The sequence below is a fragment of the Pseudomonas sp. NFACC42-2 genome, assembly GCF_900116055.1.
In the GTDB taxonomy this organism is placed as follows: Bacteria; Pseudomonadota; Gammaproteobacteria; order Pseudomonadales; family Pseudomonadaceae; genus Aquipseudomonas; species Aquipseudomonas marginalis.
Map to the genome: position 1 here is coordinate 570,663 of NZ_FOZO01000002.1, position 25,825 is coordinate 596,487.

The 25,825-nt window shown below is 60.4% G+C and carries 28 protein-coding genes; 15 read left to right on the forward strand and 13 right to left on the reverse strand.

Features of this window, described 5'->3' with window-relative positions; genetic code table 11:
• Window positions 1–193: 193 nt before the first annotated feature.
• Window positions 194–592 (reverse strand): DUF2177 family protein, encoded by a 399-nt coding sequence (locus tag BM416_RS06460; protein WP_092486631.1) that lies wholly within the window; start codon window positions 590–592, stop codon window positions 194–196.
• Window positions 593–746: 154 nt separating this feature from the next.
• Entirely contained in the window at window positions 747–1,583 is an 837-nt protein-coding gene (locus tag BM416_RS06465; RefSeq protein ID WP_092486634.1) for a CvfB family protein, read from the reverse strand.
• Window positions 1,584–1,905: 322 nt separating this feature from the next.
• Here BM416_RS06465 and BM416_RS06470 point away from each other — a divergent pair, with 322 nt between their 5' ends.
• The 3 genes from BM416_RS06470 (at window position 1,906) to BM416_RS06480 (ending at window position 3,948) form a co-directional block, all read left to right on the forward strand.
• Window positions 1,906–2,085, forward strand: coding sequence for a hypothetical protein (locus tag BM416_RS06470; protein ID WP_003193095.1), 180 nt, complete (start codon window positions 1,906–1,908; stop codon window positions 2,083–2,085).
• 206 nt (window positions 2,086–2,291) lie between these two features.
• On the forward strand, window positions 2,292–3,014 hold the full coding sequence (locus BM416_RS06475) for a TorF family putative porin (protein ID WP_092486637.1): 723 nt from the start codon (window positions 2,292–2,294) through the stop codon (window positions 3,012–3,014).
• A gap of 67 nt (window positions 3,015–3,081) precedes the next feature.
• Window positions 3,082–3,948, forward strand: coding sequence for a DUF6279 family lipoprotein (locus BM416_RS06480; protein WP_092486639.1), 867 nt, complete (start codon window positions 3,082–3,084; stop codon window positions 3,946–3,948).
• On the opposite strand, the gene copD is transcribed toward BM416_RS06480, so the two are convergent.
• The 5 genes from copD to BM416_RS06505 all read right to left on the reverse strand — a co-directional run bounded on the left by copD (window position 3,945) and on the right by BM416_RS06505 (window position 8,330).
• Window positions 3,945–4,826, reverse strand: a complete 882-nt coding sequence (gene copD / locus BM416_RS06485) for a copper homeostasis membrane protein CopD (protein WP_092486642.1) — start codon at window positions 4,824–4,826, stop codon at window positions 3,945–3,947. The two genes, BM416_RS06480 and copD, sit on opposite strands and share 4 nt — an antisense overlap.
• On the reverse strand, window positions 4,823–5,209 hold the full coding sequence (gene copC, locus BM416_RS06490; protein WP_027603774.1) for a copper homeostasis periplasmic binding protein CopC: 387 nt from the start codon (window positions 5,207–5,209) through the stop codon (window positions 4,823–4,825). Before copC ends, copD begins: the two co-directional genes overlap by 4 nt.
• A gap of 50 nt (window positions 5,210–5,259) precedes the next feature.
• Window positions 5,260–6,084: a copper resistance protein B gene (locus BM416_RS06495; protein WP_092486645.1), complete on the reverse strand. Its 825-nt coding sequence runs from the start codon at window positions 6,082–6,084 to the stop codon at window positions 5,260–5,262.
• 10 nt (window positions 6,085–6,094) lie between these two features.
• Complete coding sequence (locus BM416_RS06500) at window positions 6,095–7,810, reverse strand: copper resistance system multicopper oxidase (RefSeq protein WP_092486648.1); 1,716 nt, start codon at window positions 7,808–7,810, stop codon at window positions 6,095–6,097.
• 130 nt (window positions 7,811–7,940) lie between these two features.
• On the reverse strand, window positions 7,941–8,330 hold the full coding sequence (locus BM416_RS06505) for a transcriptional regulator (protein WP_092486651.1): 390 nt from the start codon (window positions 8,328–8,330) through the stop codon (window positions 7,941–7,943).
• Between the two features lie 154 nt (window positions 8,331–8,484).
• Here BM416_RS06505 and BM416_RS06510 point away from each other — a divergent pair, with 154 nt between their 5' ends.
• Window positions 8,485–8,760: a hypothetical protein gene (locus BM416_RS06510; RefSeq protein WP_027603771.1), complete on the forward strand. Its 276-nt coding sequence runs from the start codon at window positions 8,485–8,487 to the stop codon at window positions 8,758–8,760.
• 48 nt (window positions 8,761–8,808) lie between these two features.
• Here the strand turns inward: BM416_RS06510 and BM416_RS06515 are convergent, their stop codons facing one another.
• On the reverse strand, window positions 8,809–10,155 hold the full coding sequence (locus BM416_RS06515; protein ID WP_027603770.1) for a DEAD/DEAH box helicase: 1,347 nt from the start codon (window positions 10,153–10,155) through the stop codon (window positions 8,809–8,811).
• 193 nt (window positions 10,156–10,348) lie between these two features.
• Here BM416_RS06515 and BM416_RS06520 point away from each other — a divergent pair, with 193 nt between their 5' ends.
• From BM416_RS06520 to BM416_RS06545, 6 genes are all read left to right on the forward strand, one after another.
• On the forward strand, window positions 10,349–11,635 hold the full coding sequence (locus tag BM416_RS06520; protein WP_092486654.1) for a mechanosensitive ion channel family protein: 1,287 nt from the start codon (window positions 10,349–10,351) through the stop codon (window positions 11,633–11,635).
• A gap of 269 nt (window positions 11,636–11,904) precedes the next feature.
• Window positions 11,905–13,284 (forward strand): iron-containing redox enzyme family protein, encoded by a 1,380-nt coding sequence (locus tag BM416_RS06525; RefSeq protein ID WP_256577462.1) that lies wholly within the window; start codon window positions 11,905–11,907, stop codon window positions 13,282–13,284.
• 12 nt (window positions 13,285–13,296) lie between these two features.
• A complete protein-coding gene (locus tag BM416_RS06530; RefSeq protein ID WP_092486657.1) occupies window positions 13,297–13,611 on the forward strand; it encodes a Rieske 2Fe-2S domain-containing protein in 315 nt (104 codons plus the stop codon).
• Between the two features lie 8 nt (window positions 13,612–13,619).
• The gene (locus BM416_RS06535; protein ID WP_092486660.1) at window positions 13,620–14,801 is read left to right on the forward strand and encodes an MFS transporter; all 1,182 of its coding nucleotides are present in this window, start codon (window positions 13,620–13,622) and stop codon (window positions 14,799–14,801) included.
• A 3-nt stretch (window positions 14,802–14,804) separates the two neighbouring features.
• Window positions 14,805–16,031 carry an ATP-grasp domain-containing protein gene (locus BM416_RS06540; protein WP_256577463.1) on the forward strand — a complete coding sequence of 409 codons (1,227 nt, stop codon included), beginning with the start codon at window positions 14,805–14,807 and terminating at the stop codon, window positions 16,029–16,031.
• 4 nt (window positions 16,032–16,035) lie between these two features.
• Window positions 16,036–16,713, forward strand: a complete 678-nt coding sequence (locus BM416_RS06545) for a phenylalanine--tRNA ligase beta subunit-related protein (protein WP_027603764.1) — start codon at window positions 16,036–16,038, stop codon at window positions 16,711–16,713.
• A 28-nt stretch (window positions 16,714–16,741) separates the two neighbouring features.
• Here the strand turns inward: BM416_RS06545 and BM416_RS06550 are convergent, their stop codons facing one another.
• The 4 genes from BM416_RS06550 to BM416_RS06565 all read right to left on the reverse strand — a co-directional run bounded on the left by BM416_RS06550 (window position 16,742) and on the right by BM416_RS06565 (window position 19,382).
• Window positions 16,742–17,158, reverse strand: a complete 417-nt coding sequence (locus tag BM416_RS06550) for an Lrp/AsnC family transcriptional regulator (protein ID WP_027603763.1) — start codon at window positions 17,156–17,158, stop codon at window positions 16,742–16,744.
• A gap of 68 nt (window positions 17,159–17,226) precedes the next feature.
• The gene (locus tag BM416_RS06555) at window positions 17,227–18,102 is read right to left on the reverse strand and encodes a carboxylate/amino acid/amine transporter (RefSeq protein ID WP_092486663.1); all 876 of its coding nucleotides are present in this window, start codon (window positions 18,100–18,102) and stop codon (window positions 17,227–17,229) included.
• A gap of 211 nt (window positions 18,103–18,313) precedes the next feature.
• Entirely contained in the window at window positions 18,314–18,916 is a 603-nt protein-coding gene (locus BM416_RS06560; RefSeq protein WP_027603761.1) for an FMN-dependent NADH-azoreductase, read from the reverse strand.
• 151 nt (window positions 18,917–19,067) lie between these two features.
• Entirely contained in the window at window positions 19,068–19,382 is a 315-nt protein-coding gene (locus BM416_RS06565) for a hypothetical protein (protein WP_027603760.1), read from the reverse strand.
• A gap of 49 nt (window positions 19,383–19,431) precedes the next feature.
• Here BM416_RS06565 and BM416_RS06570 point away from each other — a divergent pair, with 49 nt between their 5' ends.
• The 5 genes from BM416_RS06570 (at window position 19,432) to aqpZ (ending at window position 24,501) form a co-directional block, all read left to right on the forward strand.
• Complete coding sequence (locus BM416_RS06570) at window positions 19,432–20,355, forward strand: PA3225 family LysR-type transcriptional regulator (protein ID WP_065946860.1); 924 nt, start codon at window positions 19,432–19,434, stop codon at window positions 20,353–20,355.
• A gap of 14 nt (window positions 20,356–20,369) precedes the next feature.
• Window positions 20,370–21,173, forward strand: coding sequence for an alpha/beta fold hydrolase (locus BM416_RS06575; protein ID WP_092486665.1), 804 nt, complete (start codon window positions 20,370–20,372; stop codon window positions 21,171–21,173).
• A gap of 3 nt (window positions 21,174–21,176) precedes the next feature.
• A complete protein-coding gene (locus tag BM416_RS06580; RefSeq protein ID WP_027603757.1) occupies window positions 21,177–21,740 on the forward strand; it encodes a peptidylprolyl isomerase in 564 nt (187 codons plus the stop codon).
• A gap of 82 nt (window positions 21,741–21,822) precedes the next feature.
• Window positions 21,823–23,655: an ABC transporter ATP-binding protein gene (locus BM416_RS06585; protein ID WP_092486668.1), complete on the forward strand. Its 1,833-nt coding sequence runs from the start codon at window positions 21,823–21,825 to the stop codon at window positions 23,653–23,655.
• Window positions 23,656–23,799: 144 nt separating this feature from the next.
• On the forward strand, window positions 23,800–24,501 hold the full coding sequence (gene aqpZ / locus BM416_RS06590; RefSeq protein ID WP_092486671.1) for an aquaporin Z: 702 nt from the start codon (window positions 23,800–23,802) through the stop codon (window positions 24,499–24,501).
• 9 nt (window positions 24,502–24,510) lie between these two features.
• On the opposite strand, the gene BM416_RS06595 is transcribed toward aqpZ, so the two are convergent.
• Window positions 24,511–25,635 (reverse strand): GNAT family N-acetyltransferase, encoded by a 1,125-nt coding sequence (locus tag BM416_RS06595; RefSeq protein ID WP_092486674.1) that lies wholly within the window; start codon window positions 25,633–25,635, stop codon window positions 24,511–24,513.
• Window positions 25,636–25,825 lie beyond the last annotated feature (190 nt).

The window sequence follows — 25,825 nt, forward strand, 5'->3', positions numbered from 1 at the left end:
GGCTCCTCGTCATACCGGCCTGCGCTACCGTCACGGGGTGCATACGGGAGGCGGCATGGTTTGTATACGAGACAGTCAGCAGAATACGTGCCAATAGCACACAATCCCTCTGAAACCGCGTTCCAAAGGGCTACACAGAGCTTTAGTAACGGGGACTGCGCTCAGCAACGGTGCAGATTAATCCTGTACACAATCACCGGTGCACCCGATGTGCACACAAGTACCCGACCGTGCAGCAGGCCGCTGTGAGGAACGTGCCCCAGGCCATGTCCATCACCGCCAACCCGCCGGACCAGCCTTGCAGCGTGGCCCAGTTGCTCAGGTCATAGGTGCCGTAGGCCACCAGGCCCAGCAATGCACCCAGTCGCGCCGCGCGTTGCCAGCTGGCACTGGGCAAGACCACGAACACCACGCAACCGAGGACATACAGGAGATAGAACAGCACGGCGGGCAACAGGCGAGGCTGATCGAGCATCAGCGGGCCCAGCAGGGATTTGTAGGTCGGGCCCATGAGGACGCCAAGCCAGAGGCCGTCGAGGATCAGGAAGGCAAGCAAGGTGCCGAGGTAGGCGAAGACAGACTTCTTGGACATTGATGCAGCCTCTGTAGGAGCGAGCTTGTTGTGGCGAGGGAGCTTGCTCCCGCTCGACTGCGTAGCAGTCGCAAGCTTTGGGGCGCTTCGCACCCCAGCGCAAGCAAGCTTGCTCGCCACAACAAGCTCGCTCCTACAGAAGAGCAAACCGCACTCAGCTTAGTTCAATGCGATCCGCGTGAATCACGATCTGGCCCTGCTTGTAGAGTGCACCAATGGCTTTCTTGAAGTTGCCCTTGCTCACGCCAAACAAGTTGCTGATCACCGTCGGGTCGCTCTTGTCGCTGACCGGCAAACTGCCGTTGTTTTCACGCAACTTGGCGAGGATCTTCGAGTTGAGGCTGGACGCCGCTTCCTGGCCGACCGGTTGCAGGCTCAGGCTGATGTTGCCATCGGCGCGGATCTCTTTGATAAAGCCTTTTTCTTCCTTGCCCGGGCGCAGGAACTTGAACACTTCGTTCTTGTGGATCAGGCCCCAGTGCTTGTTGTTGATGATCGCCTTGAAGCCCATGTCGGTGGCTTCGGCGACCAGCAGGTCGACTTCCTGGCCCACGACGTAGTTGGCCGGCGTCTTGTCCAGGTAGCGGTCGAGGCGCGCGGTCGCGGTAATACGCTTGGTGTGTTTGTCGAGGTAGACATGCACCACGCAGTATTCACCGGCGGTCAGCTGACGTTTCTCTTCCGAATACGGCAGCAACAGATCCTTTGGCAACCCCCAGTCGAGGAACACGCCAATGCTGTTGACTTCCACGACTTTCAAACTGGCAAATTCGCCGACTTGAACTTTCGGTTTTTCGGTAGTGGCGATAAGTTTGTCATCGCTGTCCAGATAAATGAAAACGTTAAGCCAGTCTTCATCTTCACTGGGAATATCTTTGGGGATATACCGATTAGGCAAGAGGATTTCGCCATCTTGCGCACCATCGAGGTACAAACCAAAGTTAGTGTGTTTAACCACTTGCAAGCTGTTGTAGCGCCCGACTAAAGCCATTTCCAATACCCTCATTGCGTGGGCGGCATTCTACCCGAGTTGCCCTCGCCGCGCGCGCGCGCCTGAAAAATCGCGGGCTTGCCTGGCGTTCCAGTGGCAGCGCCCCGCTCGTCCGATCATTCGGCTGAATTTTGCCACGCCGCCGGTGCCGGCTCAGCCCGTGGTTTCGAGTTAAAACAGTAAGTTAGGGGCTAATATCAAAAATAAACTTTGGCTGTTTTCAGCTGCCGCGCTTATTCCCGGGAGATATTTACCAAGCAATTGTCAAGTGTTTCCTGTACGATGCCTGGCCAAGTTAATTTTCTACAGGTTAGTGGCCGCCATGCGTGTAAAAGCATCCAATAGCAAAGCAAAGCCAGCTCCCGCCGTTGAAACCAGCGAATCGATCAACAGCCAGATTGCTGCTTTCCTCAAGTCCGGTGGCGAAATCCAGCAAATTGCCAAGGGCGTGAGCGGCCAGACTTTCGGCCCGTCCAAGCAGATCAGCCTGGGTAAAAAGTAATACCGCGCAGCACATCTGGTCCCTAAGCGTCTTGCCTTCAAGGCGCTAGGACTAGAGCCCGAAATACCCTCTCGCGTCACCTTCAGAACGTGCAAATCGACGAACGGGCCTCACCTCCTGGCATTCGCCGGTATGCTTGCACACGTCTAGCACGGGCATCTGCCCTATTTTTCCGTTACTGCTCCTCGCTTTTCATGGAGTGAAGCATGCTTAAACGCTGCATTTTCGTGGCCAGTATCCTGGCGGCCAGCCCTCTCGCCGAAGCGCAGATTTTCCAGCGTGAACTGGGTGACTTCGACCTGAAATTGGGCACCACCCCCAGCCGCAGCATGGCCCAGGGCCTGGTCAAGCCGACCTCGCCAGGCAGTGACTCGTTCCATGGCGGGCTGGACCTGAGCCATGACAGCGGCCTGTACTTCGGCCAGTTTTCGCCGAACATGGGCCTGTCCTCGGCCAGCACCCTCGAAGTCGATTCCTACATGGGGTTCAAACACCCCTTCGACCAGACCCTGGGCTACGAAGTCGGCCTGATCCACTACAGCTACCCCAAGCTCAGCCCCCTCGACAGCCAGGAGTTCTACGGCGGTCTGAATCTACTCGGCAATCGTTTCGGCGCTTCCTTCAGCAACGACCCGGACCGCCAGGACAGCACGCTGTTCGCCGACCTCGGCGGTACCCAGCCCTTCGGCATCGGCGTCAGCATGAAATACACCACCCATCAGCTGGGCACGCCGGCTTCGGTAGAGGGCGGCACCATCAGCAGCTTCAGCGACTGGTCGGTACAGTTCTCCCGCGCCTGGAAAGGCATCGACCTGGACCTGATCTACAGCGACTCCAGCCTCAGCGGCGGCGATTGCTCGGCCTATTCCGGACACAATTCGCAATGCGATGGCCTGTTGACCCTGAAGGCGGCGCGGTCGTTTTATTGATGGGCTGAACTGTCGCGGGCGCCGCGGGTTCACATGCATTAACTCCCCTCTGCGCAAGGACACGCCCATGCTGCGTCGGCTCAAACTGCTGGTGGTATTCCTGACCCTGAGCCTGGTGCTCGCCGGCTGCAACCGCGTGGGCCTGGCCTACCGTAACCTGGACGTGATCATCCCCTGGACCCTCAACGACTACCTGGACATGAACGCCGGGCAGAAGAGCTGGTTCAACGACAAGCTCAAGGACCACCTGGCCTGGCACTGCACCACACAATTGCCGGGTTACCTCGACTGGCTCGACCGCCTGCAAGCAATGGTCGAGAGCAACCAGGTCACCGATGCAGCGCTGCAAACCCGCACGGTTGAGGCCAAGCAGGCGATTGCCGAGATGGCGCGGGAAATCACCCCGTCGGCGATTGAATTGTTACAAGGGCTGGATGACCAGCAGGTCAACGACATGAACGATGCCCTGGCCAAGGACCTGCGCAAACGCCAGGACGAATACCTCAAGCCGCCGCTGGCCAAGCAGATCCAGGACCGCGCCGAGCGTATGAACAAGCGTCTGGATGCGTGGATGGGGCCACTGAGCGATAGCCAGAAGAACCGGGTCATGGCCTGGTCCATCAGCCTGGGCAAGCAAAATGAACAATGGATCGGCAACCGTGCCCACTGGCAGGCACAATTCATCGACGCCGTGCAGCAACGCCACAGCGCCGATTTCCCGCAGAAAATCCAGCAACTGCTGGTGGACCGCGAAAGCCTGTGGACACCGGAGTATCGCGCGGCGTATGCCCAGACCGAAGCCGCCGCACGCAGCCTGATCGTCGACGTCATGGCCGACAGCAGCGTGCCGCAACGGCTGAAACTCACCCAGAAAATCGACAAGGTCCGCAGTGACTTCCAGGCGCTCAAATGCCTGAAAAGCGCGCAGTCCTAATTGGGCGCCAGGGTGCCCAACCAGGCCACCAGCGCGAGGACCAGCGCCCCGGCCCCCATCTCCAGCACCATGCTGCGCCGTAGCGCAGCCATGGCAGCGACATAATCACCGGCCGCCACGGACCGTTGCAGAAGCGGCGTCAGGTGGAAACGATTGAGCGCCGCCAGCCCCAGCATCAAGCCAAACAGTCCCAGCTTCAGGCACAACAGGATCGCGTAGACACCGCCGGTAAGGCCGTCCAGATTCGGTCCGACCACCAACAGATAATTCGCCACACCGGTGCCGATCAGCACCGCGACAAATCCCGCTCCCACATGCTCGAACCCCTTCAGCGCCCTTGCCAGCACCCGAACGTGATAAGCATCGTGCAAAGACGTGCGCCTCGACAACAACCCGAACGCCGCCAACGCCCCGCCCCAGCCACCCGCTGCCAACAGATGCGCGCCGTCGCTGAGGATGTGCCACACACCCAGCGTGCCTTCATGCATCACTCCGTGCCCGGTCCACGCCAGCGTCACCAACGCGGCGGCACCCGACAACGTGACCAATGGCAGGCGGGTGCCAAGCGCAGCCACCACCAGCGCCGCCATCCGTAGCCACCACGTCAAGCCCAGGTCGGTCTGCCAAAGCATCATGTGCAGATGCGGCCACAGCGTCTGCCAATCCGTCGCGCCACTCATGGCCTGGGTCAGCGTCAACAGCGACGCCATCGACAGCACTATCCCGACGCCAGCCGTCAGCCGCAGCAGGCCGCTCAAATTCAGCAGCACGCGCTCCGGCGCCTTGAGCCCGTAGAGACCAAAGAGCCCCAGGCCAAACAACAGCATCAGGTCAAGATAGAGCGCAAAGCGCAGTGTGACTTGGGTCAGTTCGCTCATGGCTGGACGCTGAACACCACATTACCGGTAATCGGGTGCGTGTCGGATGACACTGCGCGCCAATCGACCCGGTAGGTGCCGGTAGCCAGTGCAGAAGCCGGCTTGATCAGCATCACCCTGGGGTCGGTGCTCGCCGCGACACTGGCCTTGATGGGCATCGGCGAATTGGGCATGCCGGGCATATCGGTCATGGTCAGCCTGGCCCCGGAAAACTGCGTCAGCAGGTTCTCCGAAAAGCGCAGTTCAATGACGGCCGGCGCGGCACCTTGGGCCCCGGCTGGAGGGAGGGAGGACAACAGTTTCGGATGGGCCGAGGCCGGCAGGCTGATCATCAATCCGACCCACAGCGCCCCCCCCGTTAACGCGGTTTTCAACATCGACATGCAAGGCTCCAGGCCGCTCAAGGCGGCGAGTTATAGGAATAAGAAACCGGTTAAAACCAAAGGCGCACACCGACCACCCAGCGCAGTTGGCTGATGTCCTCGTCTTCGTCGCGAGCGTATTGCGCCGTCCGCCCATAGCTGCGGTTCCAACTCACACCCACGTAAGGCGCAAACTCCCGACGCACCTCATAGCGCAAGCGCAGGCCCAGCTCGCTTTCCGACAGGCCTGCGCCCAGCCGGCGCTGCGGATCGTTCTGCGCATAAAAATTGAGTTCGGCCGTCGGCTGAAGGATCAGGCGGTTGGTCAGCAGGATGTCGTAGTCACCTTCCAGGCGTGCCGCGGTGTGGCCCGACTCGCCCACAAACAGCGTCGCCTCGGCCTCGAAGTTGTAGAGCGCCATGCCCTGCAGGCCGAACGCCGCCCAGGTCTGGCTGTCTGCGGGCTTGAAGTCCTGGCGCACGCCGCCAACCAGGTCCCACCAAGGGCTGATGGCGTGCCCCCATAACGCCTGGGCTTCGGCGCTGTCAGTGCGACCGGCGCTGCGCTCGCCTTCGCTGCGCAGCCACAGGCGGTCGATGTCACCACCGAGCCAGCCCTTGATGTCCCAGTTCAGCGCACCACCGCCACCGCCGCCTTGCCATTCCAGCTGGTTGACCAGCAGCATTGAGTTGATGCCGCTGTCATGCACCACATGCCCGCCCGGCGCGTTGTACACGGCGGCGCGATCAGCGTCGGTGAGCAGCGGGATCGGCGTACGGCTTTCGCTCAGCGCCGGAACCGCCGGGCTCATGCCTTGAAACTCCTCGGCCTGCGCCGGCGAGCCGAATGCCCACCCGGCCAGCGCGATACACACAGATAAAACCCGACGGCTCATTCTCGCTTCCTCATTCATGCACGCGCACTTCACGGAACATGCCCATTTCCATGTGGTACAGCAGGTGACAGTGATAGGCCCAACGCCCCAGGGCATCGGCGGTCACCCGGTAACTGCGGCGCGAGCCCGGCGGCATGTCGATGGTGTGCTTGCGAACCTGGAACTGGCCGCTTTCATCCTCGAGGTCGCTCCACAGGCCGTGCAGGTGAATCGGGTGGCTCATCATCGTGTCGTTGACCAGCACCAGCCGGACGCGCTCGCCATAAGTCAGCTGCAAGGGCTCGGCATCGGAGAACTTCACGCCATTGAATGACCAGGCGAACTTCTCCATATGCCCGGTGAGGTGCAATTCAAGGGTGCGCGCGGGGTCGCGGCCATCGGGGTCCTCAAAGGTGCTGTGCAGGTCGGCGTAGGTCAGCACTCGCCGACCGTTGTTGCGCAGGCCGATACCGGGATCGTCGAGCTTGGGCACCGGGCTCATCGCCTGCATGTCCACCAAAGGGTTGTTCTGCTCGCTGGCCGGGTGGCTCTGCATCGACATCGCGCCCATCGCGCTGTGATCCATGCCCGCCATATCCGGCATGTCCGCCATGGCGCCGTGATCCATTCCCCCCATGCCCATGTCGTCCATGGTGAGCCAGGTGCGCGGCTCAAGTGCCGGTACGGGTGCCGTCGCCCCCGCCTGGCGGGCAAGCGTGCCACGGGCATAACCTGTGCGGTCCATGGACTGGGCAAACAGCGTGTAGGCCGCTGCCGTGGGTTCCACCAGCACATCGAAGGTTTCGGCGACCGCAATACGGAACTCATCGACGCTGACCGGCTTGACCGGCTGGCCATCGGCGGCGATGACGGTCATCTTCAGCCCCGGGATGCGCACATCGAAATAGGTCATCGCCGAACCGTTGATAAAGCGCAGGCGTATTTTCTCCCCGGCTTCAAACACCCCGGTCCAGTTGAGGCCGGGGGGCTGGCCGTTGAGCAGGTAGGTGTAGGTCTGGCCGCTGACGTCCGCGAGGTCGGTAGGGTTCATCTTCATCTGCGCCCACATCAGCCGGTCAGAGACGGTGGCCGACCAGCCCTGCTTGCCCACATCCCGTGCGAAATCGCCCACGGTGGGCTTATGCAGGTTGTAGTAATCGGACTGCTTCTTGAGGGTTTTCATCAGGGCGACGGGGTCTTCGTCGGTCCAGTCCGAGAGCATCACCACGTAGTCGCGCTGGCAGGTGAAGGGCTCGGGCTCCAACGGCTCGATGACCAGCGGGCCGTACACCCCCTGCTGTTCCTGGAACCCGGAGTGGCTGTGGTACCAGTAAGTACCATGCTGTCTGACCTTGAACTGGTAGACAAACACGCCACCCGGCTCGATGCCCTTGAAACTCAGGCCGGGCACGCCGTCCATGGTCGACGGCAACAAGATGCCGTGCCAGTGGATCGACGTCGGCTCGCTGAGGCGGTTGTGCACGCGCAGGGTCACGGTGTCGCCCTCACGCCAGCGCAGCAACGGGCCGGGCAGGCTGCCATTGATGGTCAACGCGGTGCGCTGTTGACCCGTGAGATTGACCGGCGTCTGCTCGATAAACAGAGCGAATTCGCTGCCCGCCAGCACCGTGGGCTCGCCCGCACTTGTCAGCGCCCATACCGGCGTGCGCCATAGCCCGAGCCCGCCGAGCAGGCCGCCGGCGGTCAAGCCTTTGACGAAGGTTCGTCTGGAGGTAGTAGAGTGCATGCCGATTCAAGTCCGTCAGTTGAATGGCAGCAGATTAGGGGTCGCCGGCTGTCAGCAACCTTAGCGGCAGATTACCGATCCGACAGTTTCGGCGTGCCCGGCACCGCCTGGGTGCCGGGGCATGGAGGGGTCAGGCGATCTGCGCTTTGGACGCCACCTCTGCAAAGGCCGCCGGGTCCAACGCATCGGCCTGTTCATCCAGCACCTGGCGCGGGTGATCGTTGCCCGGGATGGAGCTGTCGATCAGCGCCATCAGCTGCGCGCCCAGGGCGGTCAGAATGAAATTCTCTCCGTTACCGCCTTCTTCCTCAGGCCGCGACTCGATAAACCCACGCTTGAACAACAGCGCTTCATAGTCCGCGGCGGTCTTTTTCAGCGCATCCAGGTTACCGGTGGACTCGCCCGCCGTGGCCTTCTCGGCCGCTTCCTGCTCGGCGTATTTGCGCGGGGCAAAACTGCCCTCGCCGTTCTGCACTTCATGCAGCAGACGTTCGATCAGATCCCAGTTGTAAGTCGTCATCCTGATTCCTCCTGCAGGCCTAAGGAAAGTAGCCCGTCTGTAGGAGTGACCCTGTGGGTCTGTGGCCGTTCATACCAACCGACGGGCGTCATTTCTCTGAACTTTCCAGACGTTCGCCCCCTCAACTGAGCATCACCGCCAAGGAGGTCCGACCATGAAAACCCTGATGAACCTGGCCATCGCCGCCACGTTGCTCACCGCCCTGCCTGCCTGGGCCTGCACGCCGGAGGAGGCCACGGCCAAGCGCGAGCAACTGGCCCAGGAAGTGGCCAAACTCACCGAGCAGAACCCGACCAAGGCCAAGGAGATGAACGACGAGCTGCAGAAGATGGACCTGGATACTGAAAGCGCGGAGTTCCCCGACAAGTGCCAGTTGATCGACGCCCGGCTCAAGGAATTGAAAGAAGCGGCGGCCAAGGCGAACAACTGAGGTTAAAAAAAACCGGACAACGTCCGGTTTTTTCACATCCCCCACGCCTTACTCGGCAGCGGGTGCTTCTGGCTTGCGACGCTTGAGCGGCGCCATGCCATCCTTGCTGACGAGCGACAGGTTGTCGGTCTTCGGCCGGTTGGCGATCTTGCGCTTGGTCGGCGACTTGGCACCGGCCTTTTTCTTCTCGCCCTTGGCGTCGGTCTTTTTCTTCTTCACGCCAACGGCCTTGCCCGATGCCTTGACCTTCTTCGGCCCGGTGTAGGTGCCTTTGACTTCCTTGATGGTGCGGCGCTCGAACGACTGCTTGAGGTAGCGCTCGATGCTCGACATCAGGTTCCAGTCGCCGTGGCAGATCAGCGAGATCGCCAGGCCATCGTTGCCCGCACGCCCGGTACGGCCGATACGGTGCACGTATTCGTCGCCGCTGCGGGGCATGTCGAAGTTGATGACCATGTCCAGGCCGTCCACGTCCAGGCCGCGCGCGGCGACGTCGGTGGCGACCAGGATCTTCACGCCGCCGGCCTTGAGGCGGTCGATCGCCAGTTTGCGGTCCTTCTGGTCTTTCTCGCCGTGCAGCACGAACGCCTTGTAGTCCTGGGCTACCAGGCGGCCGTAGATGCGGTCGGCGGCAGCGCGGGTATTGGTGAACACGATGGCCTTCTGATAGGTCTCGTTGGCCAGCAACCAGTTGAGGATCTGTTCCTTGTGCACGTTGTGGTCAGCGGTGACGATCTGCTGGCGCGTGGTGGCGTTCAGGTCGCTGACGTTGTTAACCTGCAGGTGCTCAGGGTTGTTCAGGACCTTGGCGACCATCTCGCGCAGGGTCGAGCCACCGGTGGTGGCGGAGAACAGCATGGTCTGCTGGCGGTTCACGCATTCAGCCACCAGGCGCTGCACATCGTCGGCAAAGCCCATGTCGAGCATGCGGTCGGCTTCGTCGAGCACCAGCACCTCGACTTCCTTGAGGTCAAGGTTGCCGGCATTGAGTTGCTCGATCATGCGCCCAGGCGTGCCGATCAGGATGTCCGGCACCTTGCGCAGCATGGCGGCCTGGACCTTGAAGTCTTCGCCACCGGTGATCAGGCCGGACTTGATGAAAGTGAACTGCGAGAAGCGCTCCACCTCCTTCAAGGTCTGCTGGGCCAGCTCGCGGGTCGGCAGCAGGATCAGGGTCTTGATGCTGACGCGGACCTTGGCCGGGCCGATCAGGCGGTTAAGAATCGGCAGCACGAAAGCGGCGGTCTTGCCACTCCCGGTTTGAGCCGTCACCCGCAGGTCACGCCCTTCGAGCGCGAGCGGGATGGCCGCTGCCTGCACAGGCGTAGGCTCGACAAATTTAAGCTCGGCCACGGCTTTGAGCAGGCGTTCGTGCAGGGCGAATTGGGAAAACACGGGTGCTACCTCGAAGAAATACAAAAAATCAGCTGCATAGGGTACCGGTTTCGGGCGTCCAAACCGAGTGTCTTTACGCGAACGGCGCTAATCAGTTGCTTTTTTGTCAGAGCATTTGTCCACGGCATCAACTTTGTTGCACTTAAATGCTCTAATCGCGCCGTCTTGTCTTACAGAAGAATCGGTTTCATCCATGGATATCAAACAGCTCTGGCTCAACGTCCAAGACCTCTGGGGCACCCTCGACGAACACCCGCTGCTGCATGCCAGCCTCGGTTTCCTGGTGTTGCTGGTGGTGGCCCTGCTGCTCGGACGGGTGGCCCGTTACCTCATCCTCCACGCCGTCAAATTGCTCGGCCGGCAACCGGCGCTGCACTGGCTCAACGACCTGCGGCACAACAAAGTCTTCCACCGCCTGGCGCAGATGACGCCTTCGCTGGTGATCCAGTTCGGCCTGTACCTGGTGCCGGACCTGAGCAAGACCGCCATCCTGTTTATCGGCAACGTGGCCCTGGCCCTGACCATCCTGTTCCTGATGCTGGCCATGAGCGCCCTGCTCAACGCCCTGCTGGACATCTATGCGCGCACCGAACACGCGCGTACCCGCTCGATCAAGGGCTACGTGCAGTTGGCGAAGATGGTGCTGTACGTGTTTGGCGCGATCATCATCGTCGCGACCCTGATTGACCGTTCGCCACTGTTACTGCTGTCGGGCCTGGGTGCGATGTCGGCGGTGATCCTGTTGGTCTACAAGGACACGCTGTTGTCGTTCGTCGCCAGCGTGCAATTGACCAGCAACGACATGCTGCGTGTCGGCGACTGGATCGAAATGCCCCAGGTCGGCGCCGACGGCGATGTGGTGGACATCACCCTGCACACGGTCAAGGTGCAGAACTTCGACAAGACCATCGTCTCCATCCCGACCTGGCGCCTGATGTCCGAATCGTTCAAGAACTGGCGCGGCATGCAGGCCTCGGGTGGGCGACGCATCAAGCGCAGCCTGTTTATCGATGCCAGCGGCGTGCGCTTTTTGCGTGACGATGAAGAAGTGCGCATGACCCAGGTGCACCTGCTCACCGACTACATCGGGCGCAAGCAGGCCGAACTCAAGGCCTGGAACGAAGCCCAGGGCCACAGCGCGCAACTGTCGGCCAACCGCCGGCGCATGACCAACCTCGGCACCTTCCGCGCGTATGCCCTGGCCTACCTCAAAAGCCATCCGGACATCCAGCCGAACATGACCTGCATGGTGCGCCAGATGCAAACCACCGCCGAGGGCGTACCGCTGGAGATCTACTGCTTTACCCGCACCACCGTGTGGGCCGACTACGAGCGGATCCAGGGGGATATTTTCGACTACCTGCTGGCCGTGTTGCCGGAGTTCGGATTGAACCTGTACCAGCAACCCAGTGGCACCGACTTGCGCACCGGGATACTGGCCCTGGCAGGCACTGCCCGAACCTTGGAAACCCCGGAGTAGTGACAACGATAGCGACGAGGGGCTGGCAAGCGCCTCGTCGGTATATATGACGAAGGACGCAACCGTATTCATCTAAACACTACCGATAAAAGCCGGCAATTATGTGTAGCCGCTGCTTCCGATTATTCAACGGGCTCACCGCATAAAGAAAATTTCTCCTACGCCTTTAGTGAATTTCACTACTTGCGCGCACTATTTCTAATCTGTTTTTAAAAAAAACCACGCCTTAGCATCTGGCCATCAAACAACGCCAGCAAAAGGCCCCCCTCATGTTATGGACAACTCAGCTTTCCGATAATGCAGCAGACTTTGTATTAAGTTCGAATGCCGAAGCATTGACCTACTATTGTGGTGCTGGCGCCTTTGCTCAACCCCTCGACTTTTACACCCAAAGCCCCTATCAGCGACCTTTGCGGCCGCAGGATGTAACCGATTCAATCATCACCACCTGCCTGACCAGCGACCAGCTTTCAAACAGCCAGCATCTATTGGCACAACGGTTGTTATTGAATATCTACGAGCAAGACCTGGTCTTCTTGCCCAAGCCGCCATTGGAACTGGATTTCAAGGCGTTCAAGCGTTTCTATGATCCCCAGCACGCGGCCAGTGGCAAAAAGATCCGCCCGTTGCTGGAACACTACCTGTACAACTGGCTCAAGGAAGAAGTGCATATCAACGGCCCTTGGTGCCTGGACTCTTTTATCGCCCACACCGATAAAGTACTGGATGACGTCGCCCAGTCCGAGTCCAAACTCCATGAAGTGCTGACCACCAGTCGCCATCCCGAACGTGCCGCCAGGTTTTTCATGACGCAATGTGCGGGAGACTTCCTCAGTGAAGCATCGGCCATGGCCCGCAACGTACTGGGTAACAGCGGTGTGTACACCAGCGAATTATTCAAGATCCTGATCGACGAGTATGGCTACGGCATCGACAAAAAGAAGCACAGCACCATTTTTGAAGACATGCTCCAGGACATGGGCATGTCCCATCACGTGCACCACTACTGGCAGTTCTATACGCCGGCGTCGCTGTCGCTCACCAACTACTTCCACTACGTATCGGCCAACCATGGCGAGCTGTTCCGCTATATCGGCGCCATGTACTACACCGAAGCTACATTGGCGCTGACCACCAAGCACCAGTCACGCGCGATCAAGACCATCTTCAACGGCAGCGTCTCCACGGACTATTTCGATGAGCATGCCCACATCGATATGCACCACGGAAGAATGGCCCTCCAGCGCCTGATCATTCCCATGATCCAGCAGTTCGGCACCCAGATCATCCCCGACCTTATTCGCGGCTTTGAAGAGTTCAGACTGCTTCAGGACATCGCCGACGAAGAGTTGTACGCCCATATCAACTGGCATGACGCGTTCGATGAGCATCGCGCACAGGCAGCGGCCCTCCAAGGCCACAAACCCGTGGACCTGAGGATTACCGAGCCTGAACACGAACTGTCGGTGCTGCATACCCACCCGAATGACGAACTGTTCTGGGTCGAATCAGGCGAGCTGGAGTTCGTCGCCAGCCCCGAACTGACGGTGCGCTTCAAGGCCGGCGAAGGCGTGGTGATTCCCAAGGGAATGCTGCACGGCACCCGCATCACCAGCCCGTCCTGCACGTACACCGTCACCGCCATCTGAGTAGGCCACCCAATGAAAGCCATCAGCCTGAATCTCGACCACGCCAACTATGTGGCCGTGGGGGAAAGAACCTACTTTCTCAAGCGTCACGCGTATTCGACGCAATTGCTGCCCACCGCATGCCCCCATCGTGGCGGCCCGCTGCACATGGGCGAAATGACAGACGACGGCCAAAGCGTGATCTGCCCATGGCACGACAACGCCTACAAGGTCTGCAACCTGGAAAAAAAGGCGCTGCCCACCGTGCGCGTCAGGAACCAGATCAGCACCGTCGTCGGCGACACCGAGCGCTGTGTGCCGCTGCTTAAAATCTCCCGTTACGACTGATGAAGCCCATGAATACTAAATCGACATTGACCGCGTTCTATTCAATCGTGACCCTCTTCACCGGCCTCGACATGGCGATTGTCATCGCGATGGTCTGGTTCGGCCTGGAAACCACCGGTTCGACATTCCTGGTCGGCGCCACCTTATGCGTGGCGACCGTGGTGCCCTATTTGTGCGAACAGTACATCGGCAAGTTCTTTACCATTGAACTCAGCCTGAAACGGCTGCTGTACATTCGCCTGGTGGCCTTCGCCGCAGTACTGGGGCTGTCGTTTACCCAGGCCGCCTTGCTGCCGATCGGCTTCCTGGCCATCGCGTTCGTGGTGGGCGTCACCGACTACTTCACCATCAGCACCCTGGAATCGAAAAATACCAAGCTGGTGCTGGCCGGCCTCACCGACAGCGATACCTGCGCGCGGTTGATGCAAACCTCCATCCAGATCGGTGCCTTCGGCGGTGCGCTGCTGGGCGGGTTGATCGTGGATGTGTTTTCGGTCAACCAGACGCTGCAGATCATCAGCCTGGCGGCGATCCTCTCGCTCGCGGCCATCCTCCTGGTGGCCGACAACCCCAACGAACACGCCGCCGAACAGGCCACAGGGGCCTCCAATGCACCACCGCTGGACCTGCCGCGCAACCTCTACATCCTGATCATCGTGTTGAGCATGATCGGTTTCCATATCGGCGCGTTCAACAGCCTGGTGCCCATCGTTTTTCAAAAGCTCAATGAGTGGAATGCCACCCTGTTCGGCGTCGCCAGTGGACTGGCCGGCCTCGGCGCCTTCAGCGCCGCGGTATTGCCGCGCATCAAGCTCAACAGCTACGGGGCCATCTCGCTGGTGATACTGGCGGACGTGGCAATCGTCTACTTCCAGAACCTCTACGTGATGATGGCTGCGGCCTTCCTGCTGGGTTTTTGCATCAACAGTCTGCGGATCCAGTTGCGTAAAACCCTGATCGAGTCGGCGCCCAACGCCCGGGTAGCCGATGTGATCGCGGCCAAGAGTTCGCTCTACTACCTGCTGGTCAGTGGCTCGGCACCGATGATCCTGACGTTCTTCACCACCTCGGGATTTCTCGGACTCGAAGGCGCCCGCCTGTTGATGATCGTCTCCGCCGGCCTGCTGGCCACCGCCGTACTGGCGTGGAAACTGAGCCCGGCCGCCGCGCCCACCGCCACCACGGAATAAGGAATGCACGACGTGAAAACCGTACTGATCGTTGACCCGTTCTCCACGGGCAAACTCTACGCACCCTTGCTCAACGCACAGGGCATACGGTGCATCGCCGTGATCTCCACACGCGCCTTGCCTGAACACTTCACCAACGACCTGATCACAGAGAACTTCCATGAGGTGTATGCCTGGGAAGAGAGCCTGTTGATCACCCTGGAAGCCTTGTCACCGAGCGCCGTGATCGCCGGCTGCGAAACCGCGATCTACCTCACGGACTACCTGACGGAGCTGCTCGACATCCCGGGCAACAGCCGTATCACCAGCGACCTGCGACGCAACAAGTTCTCCATGCAGCAGGCGCTGAAAAAATACCAGTTGGCCCACATCGATTCGCACCTGCTGAGCTCACCGAGCCGCATCGGCGAAGTGCTGGGCAAACTCGACGAGGCGGCCACCTATGTGGTCAAGCCGCTGAACTCGGCCGCCACCGAAGGCGTGGTGTTTGCCCAGGGCAAGCGCGAAGTGGAGACCGCCTTGCAAAACGCGGCCTGGCAGCAGAAAAACGACCTGGGCGAAGTCAACCTCGGTTTTATCGTGCAGTCGTTCATAGCGGGGCCGGAGTACGTGGTGGATATGGTCGCCTTTGACGGCACCTACATCGTTGCCAGCGTCTGCAAGTACACCAAGATCCAGAAGAACGGCAGCATGTTTGTCTACGAAAGCCTCGACACCCTCGACCCGCAGGCTGCAGAACTGCAACCGCTGACCGACTACGCGCGCCAGGCGGCAGCGGCTCTGGGGGTGCGGGTCGGGCCGATTCACATGGAAATCATCTGGTCTGAGGCCGGGCCGGTGATGATCGAGGCCGGCGGTCGCTTGCACGGTGGCATCGCGCCCCTGCTGTTCCAGCAGGTGTATCACCCTGACTTGCTGTCACTGTCGATCGACAGCTACCTCGGCCACCCACGCCCCCAGGCCGATGCGGTCAGCCAGATCAGCCATGGCCGGATCGGTTTCTTCTGTTCCGATGAACGCCATGCCTTCGCTCCGCCCTCACCCCAGGCCATACAAAGCGCCCAGGCGGACGAGGCCTATTGCGGGCACCGTTATTTCATCGGCGCCGGCGATACCACGCCGGTCACGATCGACTTCGCCACCTGTCCAGGGCTGTTCTGGCTGCAAAGCCCTTCGGCGCAGCAACTGGACGCCAGTACCGCCAACCTGCGAAAAAAACTGTGGGGCTAAGGTTATGAAAAGTCGCTTGATCATCAGAAAGTCAGCCTGTGAGCTGGGCATCAATAATGCGTGCGCCGCCGTTATCGAAGACATCACCGTCTCGGATGACCAGAGCTTCGTCGGGGTACTGCAAAGTAACCTGAACCACGTGGCCTCGCGCCTTAACGAGCTGGACTCGAACGTCGTGTACGAAGGGTTTGCCAAACAGCTCAAGAAACTCGGCTACGAAAATACCGTGAGCGCCAACGAAAAGCTGCTGCGCCGCTTCATCGCCAAAGGCGTGTACCCCATCAATAACATCGTCGACGCCTATAACGCGGTCGCGATCCGACATGGGGTCAGTATCGGCGTGCACACCTATCATCAGAAGGATGACATCTACGTGATGCGGTCGGAAAAGCCGAGGGTGCTACGCCCCCTGTTCGCCAAGAAGGCCATCACGATTCCCGTCGGCGATATCGTCTATACCTGCGGTGATGTGCCGTTGGCGAGCATCGGCAAGGTGGATGCCGATGCCCATGACTTTCGGCTGACGAAAGACTCGTCAAGGTTGTTGGTGGTGATCCTGGGGCATGACGACACATCGTTCCAATTCAACCAGGCGGTCATTGAAGAACTCGTGGACACCCTACGTCAGAAAATGCCGAACCTGAGCCATCATTTTCTTGAAACCGTTCGCGATCACGCCTGAAGCCAGGACATGAAGGGCTGGCCGGCGCCTAGCGCCAGGCCTTCAGCACCGGGTTGACCACCACTTCCTTCACATGCTCGATCTTCAGCAGGCTGTCCTTGAAGACCATCAGTTCTTCAAAGCTCCTGTACCGAACGTCGAGCATCATGTCCACGTCGCCAAACAGGGAATAGGCATGCACCACCTGGCTGAACTGCTGGATCTTCGGAAACACCAGATGGCAGTTGCTGCCATTGAGCGTCAGCATCAAGAACGCCGCTTGCAGGGTCTCATCGCCCTCGGCGACGTTGATGGTGAAGCCCAGGATGATGCCTTTTTCAATCAGCTTTTGAACGCGCGACTCCACTGCGGTTCGAGACTTGTGAACTTGCCGCGCCAATTGCGCCAGGCTGACTCGGGAGTCATCCTTCAAGGCTGCAATGATCAGTTCATCAATCTTGTCCACTCTGCCGCCCCCACACCGTTCTTTTCGATAGCAGACTTTCATTGCCGCTCACGCTCGCCTTCGACCGATCACGTCGCAGACTGTACGCCAGGCGCGGGCTTTACGCCCAATCGACTTATCCACACCGCCCCCAGGATCACCAGGCCACCCAAGGCCAGGCGACCCAGCGGCTCGTGCTGGTTCCAGATCAGCAGGTTCAGCAACAATCCTACCGGCACATGCAGGTTGTTCATCACCGCCAACGTGCCGCCATGCACCTGGCAGGCGCCCTTGTTCCACCAGTAAATGCCAAGGGCAGTGCTGACCAGCCCGAGGAACAGCAAGACACCCCATTGCAGCGGCGCTTGCGGCAGGAAATCGGCCTTGCCGAACAACAGGAACGCCGGCAACACCACCAGCAACGCACCGAGGTAGAAATAACCGAAACGCCGGTAGTGCGGCAGGTCACTCGGGTAGCGTGCCACCAAGTGCTTGTACATCACTTGCCCGGCGGCGTAGGTGAAGTTAGCCAGTTGCAGCAGCAGGAAGCCCATCAGGAAGTGCGGGGTGATCTGGTCGAAGCGAATCACCGCCGCCCCCGCCACTGCCACCAGGGCAGCAACCAGTGCCCACGGGTTGAAGCGCCGGTTGAGCGCATCTTCGATCAGGGTCACGTGCAACGGCGTGAGGATGGTGAACAGCAGCACCTCCGGCACCGTAAGCACGCGAAAGCTCAGGTACAGACACACATAGGTCACGCCAAACTGCAGCGCGCCGATCACCAGCAGGCCGCGCATAAAGGCAGGTTCGACCGAGCGCCAGCGGGTCAGCGGGATAAAGACCAGCCCGGCCAGCACGACACGCACCAGCACCGCGAAGTAGCTGTCGACGTGACCGGCGAGGTATTCGCCGATCAAGCTGAAGGAAAATGCCTGAATCAGGGTGACAACCAGTAGATAGCCCATGTGCGCCTCGCATCGAATGGGCGGGACATTAAAGGTTTTCGGCGATTGAAGAAACTCGGGGCAAAAAAAACCCGACCTCGCTAAAGCGGCAGTCGGGCAGGAGCACTCAGGAGCAACAAGTGCAAAGGGAGGTTCGTACGCGTACTTGAAGGGTTTGCGTGGAGCGATATAAACACCGCGCGATTATCTGACGATTAAAGGATCAACCACCTCACGCCACGAGCTGTACCAGCTGGGCCTTGGCGTGGTTGATGCCCTTTTCCTGGAAGTCCCCGCTCAGGTTCACCCCTTCGGCGTGAATGAAAGTGACATCGTGGATGCCGATAAACGCCATGACCTGGCGCAGGTACGGTTCCTGGTGATCGGAACTGGCGCCGGTGTGGATGCCACCCCGGGCGGTCAACACAATGGCACGCTTGCCGGTCAACAAACCTTGCGGCCCGGTGGGGGTGTACTTGAAGGTCACACCCGCCCGCAACACGTGATCCAGCCAGGCCTTGAGGGTGCTGGGGATGGCGAAGTTGTACATCGGTGCGGCCATCACCAGCACGTCAGCGGCCAGCAGTTCGTCGGTCAATTCGTTGGAGCGGTCGAGGGAAGCCTGTTCGTTACCGTTGCGCTGATCCGCCGGTTTCATCCAGCCGCCGAGCAGGTTGGCGTCCAGGTGCGGAACCGGGTTGAGCGCCACGTCACGCACAGTGATCCGGTCCGTCGGGTGGGCGGCCTGCCATTGGCTGATGAACTGCTGGGTCAGTTGACGGGAGATCGAATCCTGCTGGCGGGCGCTGCTTTCGATGATCAGGACATTGGACATGGCTTCGTAGGCTCCATCTGTAATTGCTGTAAGTCGATGGAGTGGAGATTAGACAGAGCCAATTCGATAAAAAAGCGCAAAAAACTGCTATAACCCATCTATAAATTTGTTTATAAGCGGAGTATCGCGATGGGCATGCTCCGCTGCTGTGTTATTTCGGCGCGCAGGCCAACGCGATACGCATCTTGATAATGGCGCGGTTGAACTTGACCGTGGTGTTGGTGCTTTTCCCCGCCGGCACCGTAACCGTGCGACGACGCGGCGATTCCGGGCCGTTGGTGAACGTTACCGAACACACGGCGTCCTGGGTGCCATAGTTATTCAGCTGGATCGAGCTGATATCACCGTCCACGTCGGAGGCGGTGTAATCGATGCTCACGCCGTCGATCTTTTTCGTCACGTCGATGGGGTAGGCAAACGCGCTCATCGGCAGCAGCGTCAGCAACACACAACAGAATTTTCTCATTCGGCAGTCTCCAATAGGGACCGCCAGCTTAGGACAAGAGGAACACATCTTGAAAGCGCCCCGCGTTACCCTCGATCAATGGCGCACGCTGCAAGCCGTCGTCGACCACGGCGGCTTCGCCCAGGCAGCGGAAGCGCTGCACCGTTCGCAGTCCTCGGTGAGCTACACCGTGGCCCGTATGCAAGACCAACTCGGCGTGCCGCTGCTGCGCATCGACGGGCGCAAGGCGGTACTCACCGACGCCGGTGAAGTGCTGCTGCGCCGCTCCCGGCAACTGGTGAAAAACGCCAGCCAGCTGGAAGACCTCGCCCACCATATGGAACAGGGCTGGGAAGCCGAAGTACGGCTGGTCGTCGATGCGGCCTACCCCAACGCGCGCCTGGTACGCGCACTTACCGCGTTCATGCCGCAGAGCCGTGGCTGCCGGGTACGTTTGCGGGAAGAGGTGCTGTCCGGCGTCGAAGAGCTGTTGATGGAAGGTGTGGCCGACCTGGCGATTTGCGGCTTCAGCATCCCCGGCTACCTGGGCACCGAAATGAGCGACGTGGAGTTCGTCGCCGTGGCCCACCCCGAGCACGCCTTGCACCGCATGAACCGCGAGTTGAGCTTCCAGGACCTGGAAAGCCAGATGCAGGTGGTGATCCGCGACTCCGGCCGCCAGCAACCCCGGGATGTGGGCTGGCTCGGCGCCGAACAACGCTGGACCGTCGGCAGCCTGGCCACCGCCGCCGCGTTTGTCGGCAGCGGCCTGGGCTTTGCCTGGCTGCCACGGCACATGATCGAGCGCGAACTCGCCGAAGGCGTGCTCAAGCAGCTACCCTTGGAACAGGGCGGCAGCCGCCACCCCACGTTCTACCTGTATTCAAACAAGGACAAACCCTTGGGGCCGGCAACGCAGATCCTCGTGGAGCTGCTGCGCACCTTTGACACAGCCCCTCTGGACGCGCCTTTCGCCGCCCCCCAGCAAGCCTGAAACGGAGTTCATGCATGGCCTGGTTCGACCATGAAGGCTGCAGCCTGCACTATGAGGAATACGGCCACGGCACGCCGCTGATCCTGATCCACGGCCTGGGCTCCAGCAGCCAGGATTGGGAACTGCAGGTGCCGGTGCTGGCCCGCCACTACCGCCTGATCGTGGTGGATGTGCGCGGCCATGGGCGCTCCGACAAGCCTCGGGAGCGCTACAGCATCGAAGGGTTCACCTACGACCTGATCGCCCTGATCGAGCACCTGGACCTGCCGCCCGCCCATGTGGTGGGTTTGTCCATGGGCGGCATGATCGCGTTCCAGCTGGCGGTGGACGAACCCGGCCGGGTCAAGAGCCTGTGCATCGTCAACAGCGCGCCACAGGTCAAGGTACGCAGTGCCCGGGAGTACTGGTGGTGGGCCAAGCGCTGGACGCTCGCCCGTGTGCTCAACCTCGCCACCGTCGGCAAGGCACTCGGCGACCGGCTGTTCCCAAAACCTGCACAGGCCGACCTGCGCCGCAAGATGGCCGAACGCTGGGCAAAAAACGACAAACGTGCTTATCTCGCCAGCTTCGATGCGATTGTGGGCTGGGGCGTACAGGAACGACTTTCGAGGATTACCTGTCCAACCCTGGTCATCAGCGCCGACCACGACTACACCCCCGTGGCCCAGAAAGAAAACTATGTAAAACTGCTGCCCGATGCGCGACTGGTGGTGATCGAGGATTCCCGCCATGCCACGCCCTTGGACCAACCCGAAGTCTTTAATACCACCCTGCTCGATTTTCTAGAGACAGTCGAAACCACTACCCAGGATCACTGACCCATGCTGAAAAAAATCGCCTTTTTTGCCGGTTCCGTTCTGTTCGCTGCCAACCTGATGGCCGCCGAGCCTTCCAAGGCGCCACACGTATTGATCTCCACCACCAACGGCGACATTGAAATCGAACTGGACCCGGTCAAGGCGCCGATCAGTACCAAGAATTTCCTCGCCTATGTCGACAAAGGCTTCTACACCAACACGATCTTCCACCGCGTGATCCCGGGCTTCATGGTCCAGGGTGGCGGGTTCACCCAGCAGATGTCGCAAAAGCCGACCGAAGCGCCGATCAAGAACGAAGCCAGCAATGGCCTGCATAACGTGCGTGGCACGCTGTCGATGGCCCGCACCTCGAACCCGGATTCGGCCACCAGCCAGTTCTTCATCAACGTGGCTGACAACGCCTTCCTCGACCCGGGTCGCGATGCCGGTTATGCCGTGTTCGCCAAAGTGGTCAAGGGCATGGACGTGGTCGACATCATCGTCAACTCCCAGACCACCACCAAGCAAGGCATGCAGAACGTGCCAATCGATCCTGTCCTGATCAAGTCGGCCAAGCGCATCGACTGAGGTCTGCAGGTAGCTCCGCGCGCAGCCCACAAGGCCGCGCGCGCATTTGAAAGGAGAGCCCGCCAGGCGGGCGTCAACCCTAATGCTCTATCGTCGTTTTGAACAACTGATCGATATTTTCCGCGACGCTCCCAGCGCCGCCCCTCCCGACAAAGTCCTGCCCTTCTACCTCTACTACCTGCGCCAGGTGTGGCCCTGTTTTGCCGCACTGCTGGTGGTGGGCCTGGTCGGTGCGCTGATCGAAGTCGCGCTGTTCAGCTACCTGAGCCGTATCATCGACCTGGCCCAGGGCACACCGCCCGCTGACTTCTTCCAGATCCACAGCACCGAGCTGATCTGGATGGCCGTGGTCGCCCTGCTGCTGCGCCCGATTTTCAATGGCCTGCACGACTTGCTGGTGCACCAGACCATCAACCCCGGCATGACCAGCCTGATCCGCTGGCAGAACCACAGCTATGTGCTCAAGCAGAGCCTGAATTTCTTCCAGAACGATTTCGCCGGGCGCATTGCCCAGCGCATCATGCAAACCGGCAACTCCTTGCGTGACTCTGCGGTGGCAACAGCGGAAGCCATCTGGCACGTGTCGATCTACGCCATCACCTCCCTGGTGCTGTTTGCCGAGGCCGACTGGCGACTGATGATTCCGTTGATCACCTGGATCATTTGTTACTGCCTGGCATTGCGTTACTTCGTACCGCGGGTGAAAGAGCGTTCGGTGATTTCTTCCGAAGCCCGTTCCAAACTCATGGGGCGCATCGTCGACGGCTACACCAACATCACCACCTTGAAGCTGTTCGCCCATACGCAGAATGAGCAGGAATACGCCAAGGAAGCGATCATTGAGCAAACCGAAAAAACCCAGCTGGCGGCACGCGTGCTCACCAGCATGGATGCGGTCATCACCGTCCTCAACGGCCTGCTGATCGTCACCACCACCGGCCTGGCCCTGTGGTTGTGGACCCAGTCGCTGATTTCCGTGGGCGCCATCGCCCTGGCTACTGGCCTGGTGATTCGCATCGTCAACATGTCCGGCTGGATCATGTGGGTGGTCAACGGCATTTTCGAAAATATCGGCATCGTGCAGGACGGCCTCAAGACCATTGCCCAACCCCTGGCCGTGGTCGACCGCGACAACGCCCCGCGCCTGACAGTGCCCCATGGCGAAGTACGCTTCGAGCAGGTGGATTTCCACTACGGCAAGCAGAGCGGGATCATTGGCGGCTTGAACCTTGAGATCAAGGCCGGTGAAAAGATCGGCCTGATCGGCCCGTCCGGCGCGGGCAAGTCGACCCTGGTCAACCTGCTGCTGCGCCTCTACGACCTGCAAGGCGGGCGCATCCTGATCGACGGCCAGAACATCGCCGAAGTGGCCCAGGAAACCCTGCGCGAACAGATCGGCATGATCACCCAGGACACCTCGCTGCTGCACCGCTCGATCCGCGACAACCTGCTGTACGGCAAGCCGGACGCCACCGACGAACAACTCTGGGCCGCCGTGCACAAGGCGCGTGCCGACGAGTTCATCCCGCTGCTGTCGGACTCGGAAGGGCGTACCGGGCTGGATGCCCACGTCGGCGAACGCGGGGTGAAACTCTCCGGTGGGCAGCGTCAACGTATCGCCATTGCCCGTGTACTGCTCAAGGATGCGCCGATCCTGATCATGGACGAAGCCACCTCGGCGCTGGATTCGGAAGTGGAAGCGGCGATCCAGGAAAGCCTGGAAACCCTGATGCAAGGCAAGACGGTGATTGCGATTGCGCACCGGTTGTCGACCATCGCGCGGATGGACCGCCTGGTGGTGCTGGAGAAAGGCCAGATTGCCGAGACGGGCAGCCATACTGAACTGCTGGCCCATGGCGGGTTGTATGCGCGGTTGTGGCAGCACCAGACCGGGGGGTTTGTCGGCATCGACTGAAGCCCCCTCCCACACTTGATGGTCTGGATTTGTGTAAAAACCGTGCTGTACTCAGTGCAGTGCCCAGACGGGCGCTGAAGTAAATCTGCAGGGAGCATCACTGATTTACTGATTGGGTAGAGCGATCTATCAAGGACGTGCTGCATGTCTTTGTTCAAGCGTTCAGTCACAGAGGGGTTGGGAACGTTTTGGCTGGTGTTGGGCGGTTGCGGGAGTGCGGTGTTGGCCGCCGCGTTTGCCGCCGTCGGGATCGGGTTGCTGGGTGTGGCCCTGGCGTTCGGGCTCACGGTGCTGACCATGGCGGTGGCCATCGGGCATATCAGCGGTTGTCACCTCAACCCGGCGGTATCGGTGGGGCTGGTGGTGGGCGGGAGGTTTCCGGCCAGGGAGTTACCGGCGTACATCGTGGCCCAAGTCATCGGCGGGGTGGTCGCCGCCGCATTGTTGTACTTCATCGCCAGTGGCAGGCCGGGCTTTGAACTGTCCGGCGGGCTGGCCTCCAACGGCTATGGCGAGCATTCGCCGGGCGGCTATTCAATGGCTGCGGGGTTGGTCTGTGAGCTGGTGATGACAGCCATGTTCGTGCTGATCATCCTCGGCGCCACCGACCACCGTGCCCCGAAGGGCCTCGCGCCCATCGCCATTGGCCTGGCCCTCACCTTGATCCACCTGATCTCCATCCCCGTGACCAACACCTCGGTCAACCCGGCCCGCAGTACCGGCCCGGCACTGATCGTCGGCGGGTGGGCGATCCAGCAGTTGTGGATGTTCTGGCTCGCGCCGATCCTGGGTGCGGTGGCGGGCGGTGTTGTCTATCGATGGCTGGGCAAGGAGGAGCCGGCCTGAGGCAAAGGGTCAGCCCTGCCGGTAAGGCAGGGCTGCCCTCGCCTCTTCGGCATACGCCACAATCCCCACCCGCTCGCGCTCGAGGAAATCCTCCACGGCATTCTTCAACCCGGGGTGGCGCAGGTAGTGCCACGACCGGGTAATCACCGGTTCAAACCCGCGAATCAATTTGTGCTCGCCCTGGGCGCCGGCGTCGAAGCGTTGCAGGCCATGAGCGATGGCGTAGTCCATACCCTGGTAGAAGCAGGTTTCGAAATGCAGCCGGTCGAACTCCGCCAGGCAACCCCAGTAACGGCCGTAGAAGCTGTCGCCACCGATCAGGCTGAAGGCCATGGCCACCGGTCGTGTGCCTTGCCTGGCCAGCACCACACGGATCGCCTCGGGCATGCGTTCGGCCAGCAGGCTGAAAAATTCGCGGGTCAGGTACGGTGCCTGGCGGCGTGCCGCATAGGTATTGGCGTAGCAGGCGTAGACAAAATCCCACTGCGCCTCGCTCAACTCGTGGCCTTGCAACCACTGGAAGTCGATGCCCTGCCCCGCCACTTGTTCGCGCTCCTTGCGCATCTGTTTGCGCTTGCGGGAACTGAGGGCGTCGAGGAAATCCTGGAAGTCACGGTAACCACGATTCTGCCAGTGAAACTGACAGCCCAGGCGCTGCAACCAACCCGGTTGCTGGGCTAACGCCTCATCGGCCAGGCCGTCGGTGAAGTTGATATGGGCACTGGAGAGCCCTTCGATTTCCAGATAGCCCGGCAGGCTCTTCAGCAGTTCGAACCCATCGTCGGCGCTGGCCGCCAACAGGCGTGGACCGCTGACCGGGCTGAACGGTACGGCCGTCAGCAGCTTGGGGTAGTAATCAATGCCCGCACGCTCGCAGGCATCGGCCCAACCATGGTCGAACACGTACTCGCCGTAGGAATGCCATTTGCGATAACTGGGCAATGCCGCCACCAGGCGGTCGCCTTCCCAATGCAACAAATGCTCCGGTTGCCAGCCCGATCGAGGGCCCAGGCTGGCACTGTCTTCCAGCGCGCTGAGGAAGGCGTGCCGCACAAAGGGCTGGGCGTCCGGCACCAGTGCGTCCCAGGCCTGCGGAGCGATTTCGGACAGGTTGTCCAGGCGTTGCAGCGGCATTGGCATCCTCACTACGTCATGGCATGAAAGCCTCGCGAGTATCGCTTATCGCAGGTCCGGACACACCCCTCAATCGCCCGACAAGGCTCTAAATCAATAGTTCCATTCTTAAATAATTTGTCATCTACATGACATCACTTCGCCACTGCGCCGTCATAAACGATCGTGATACTGACGCCTGTTTTTAGAG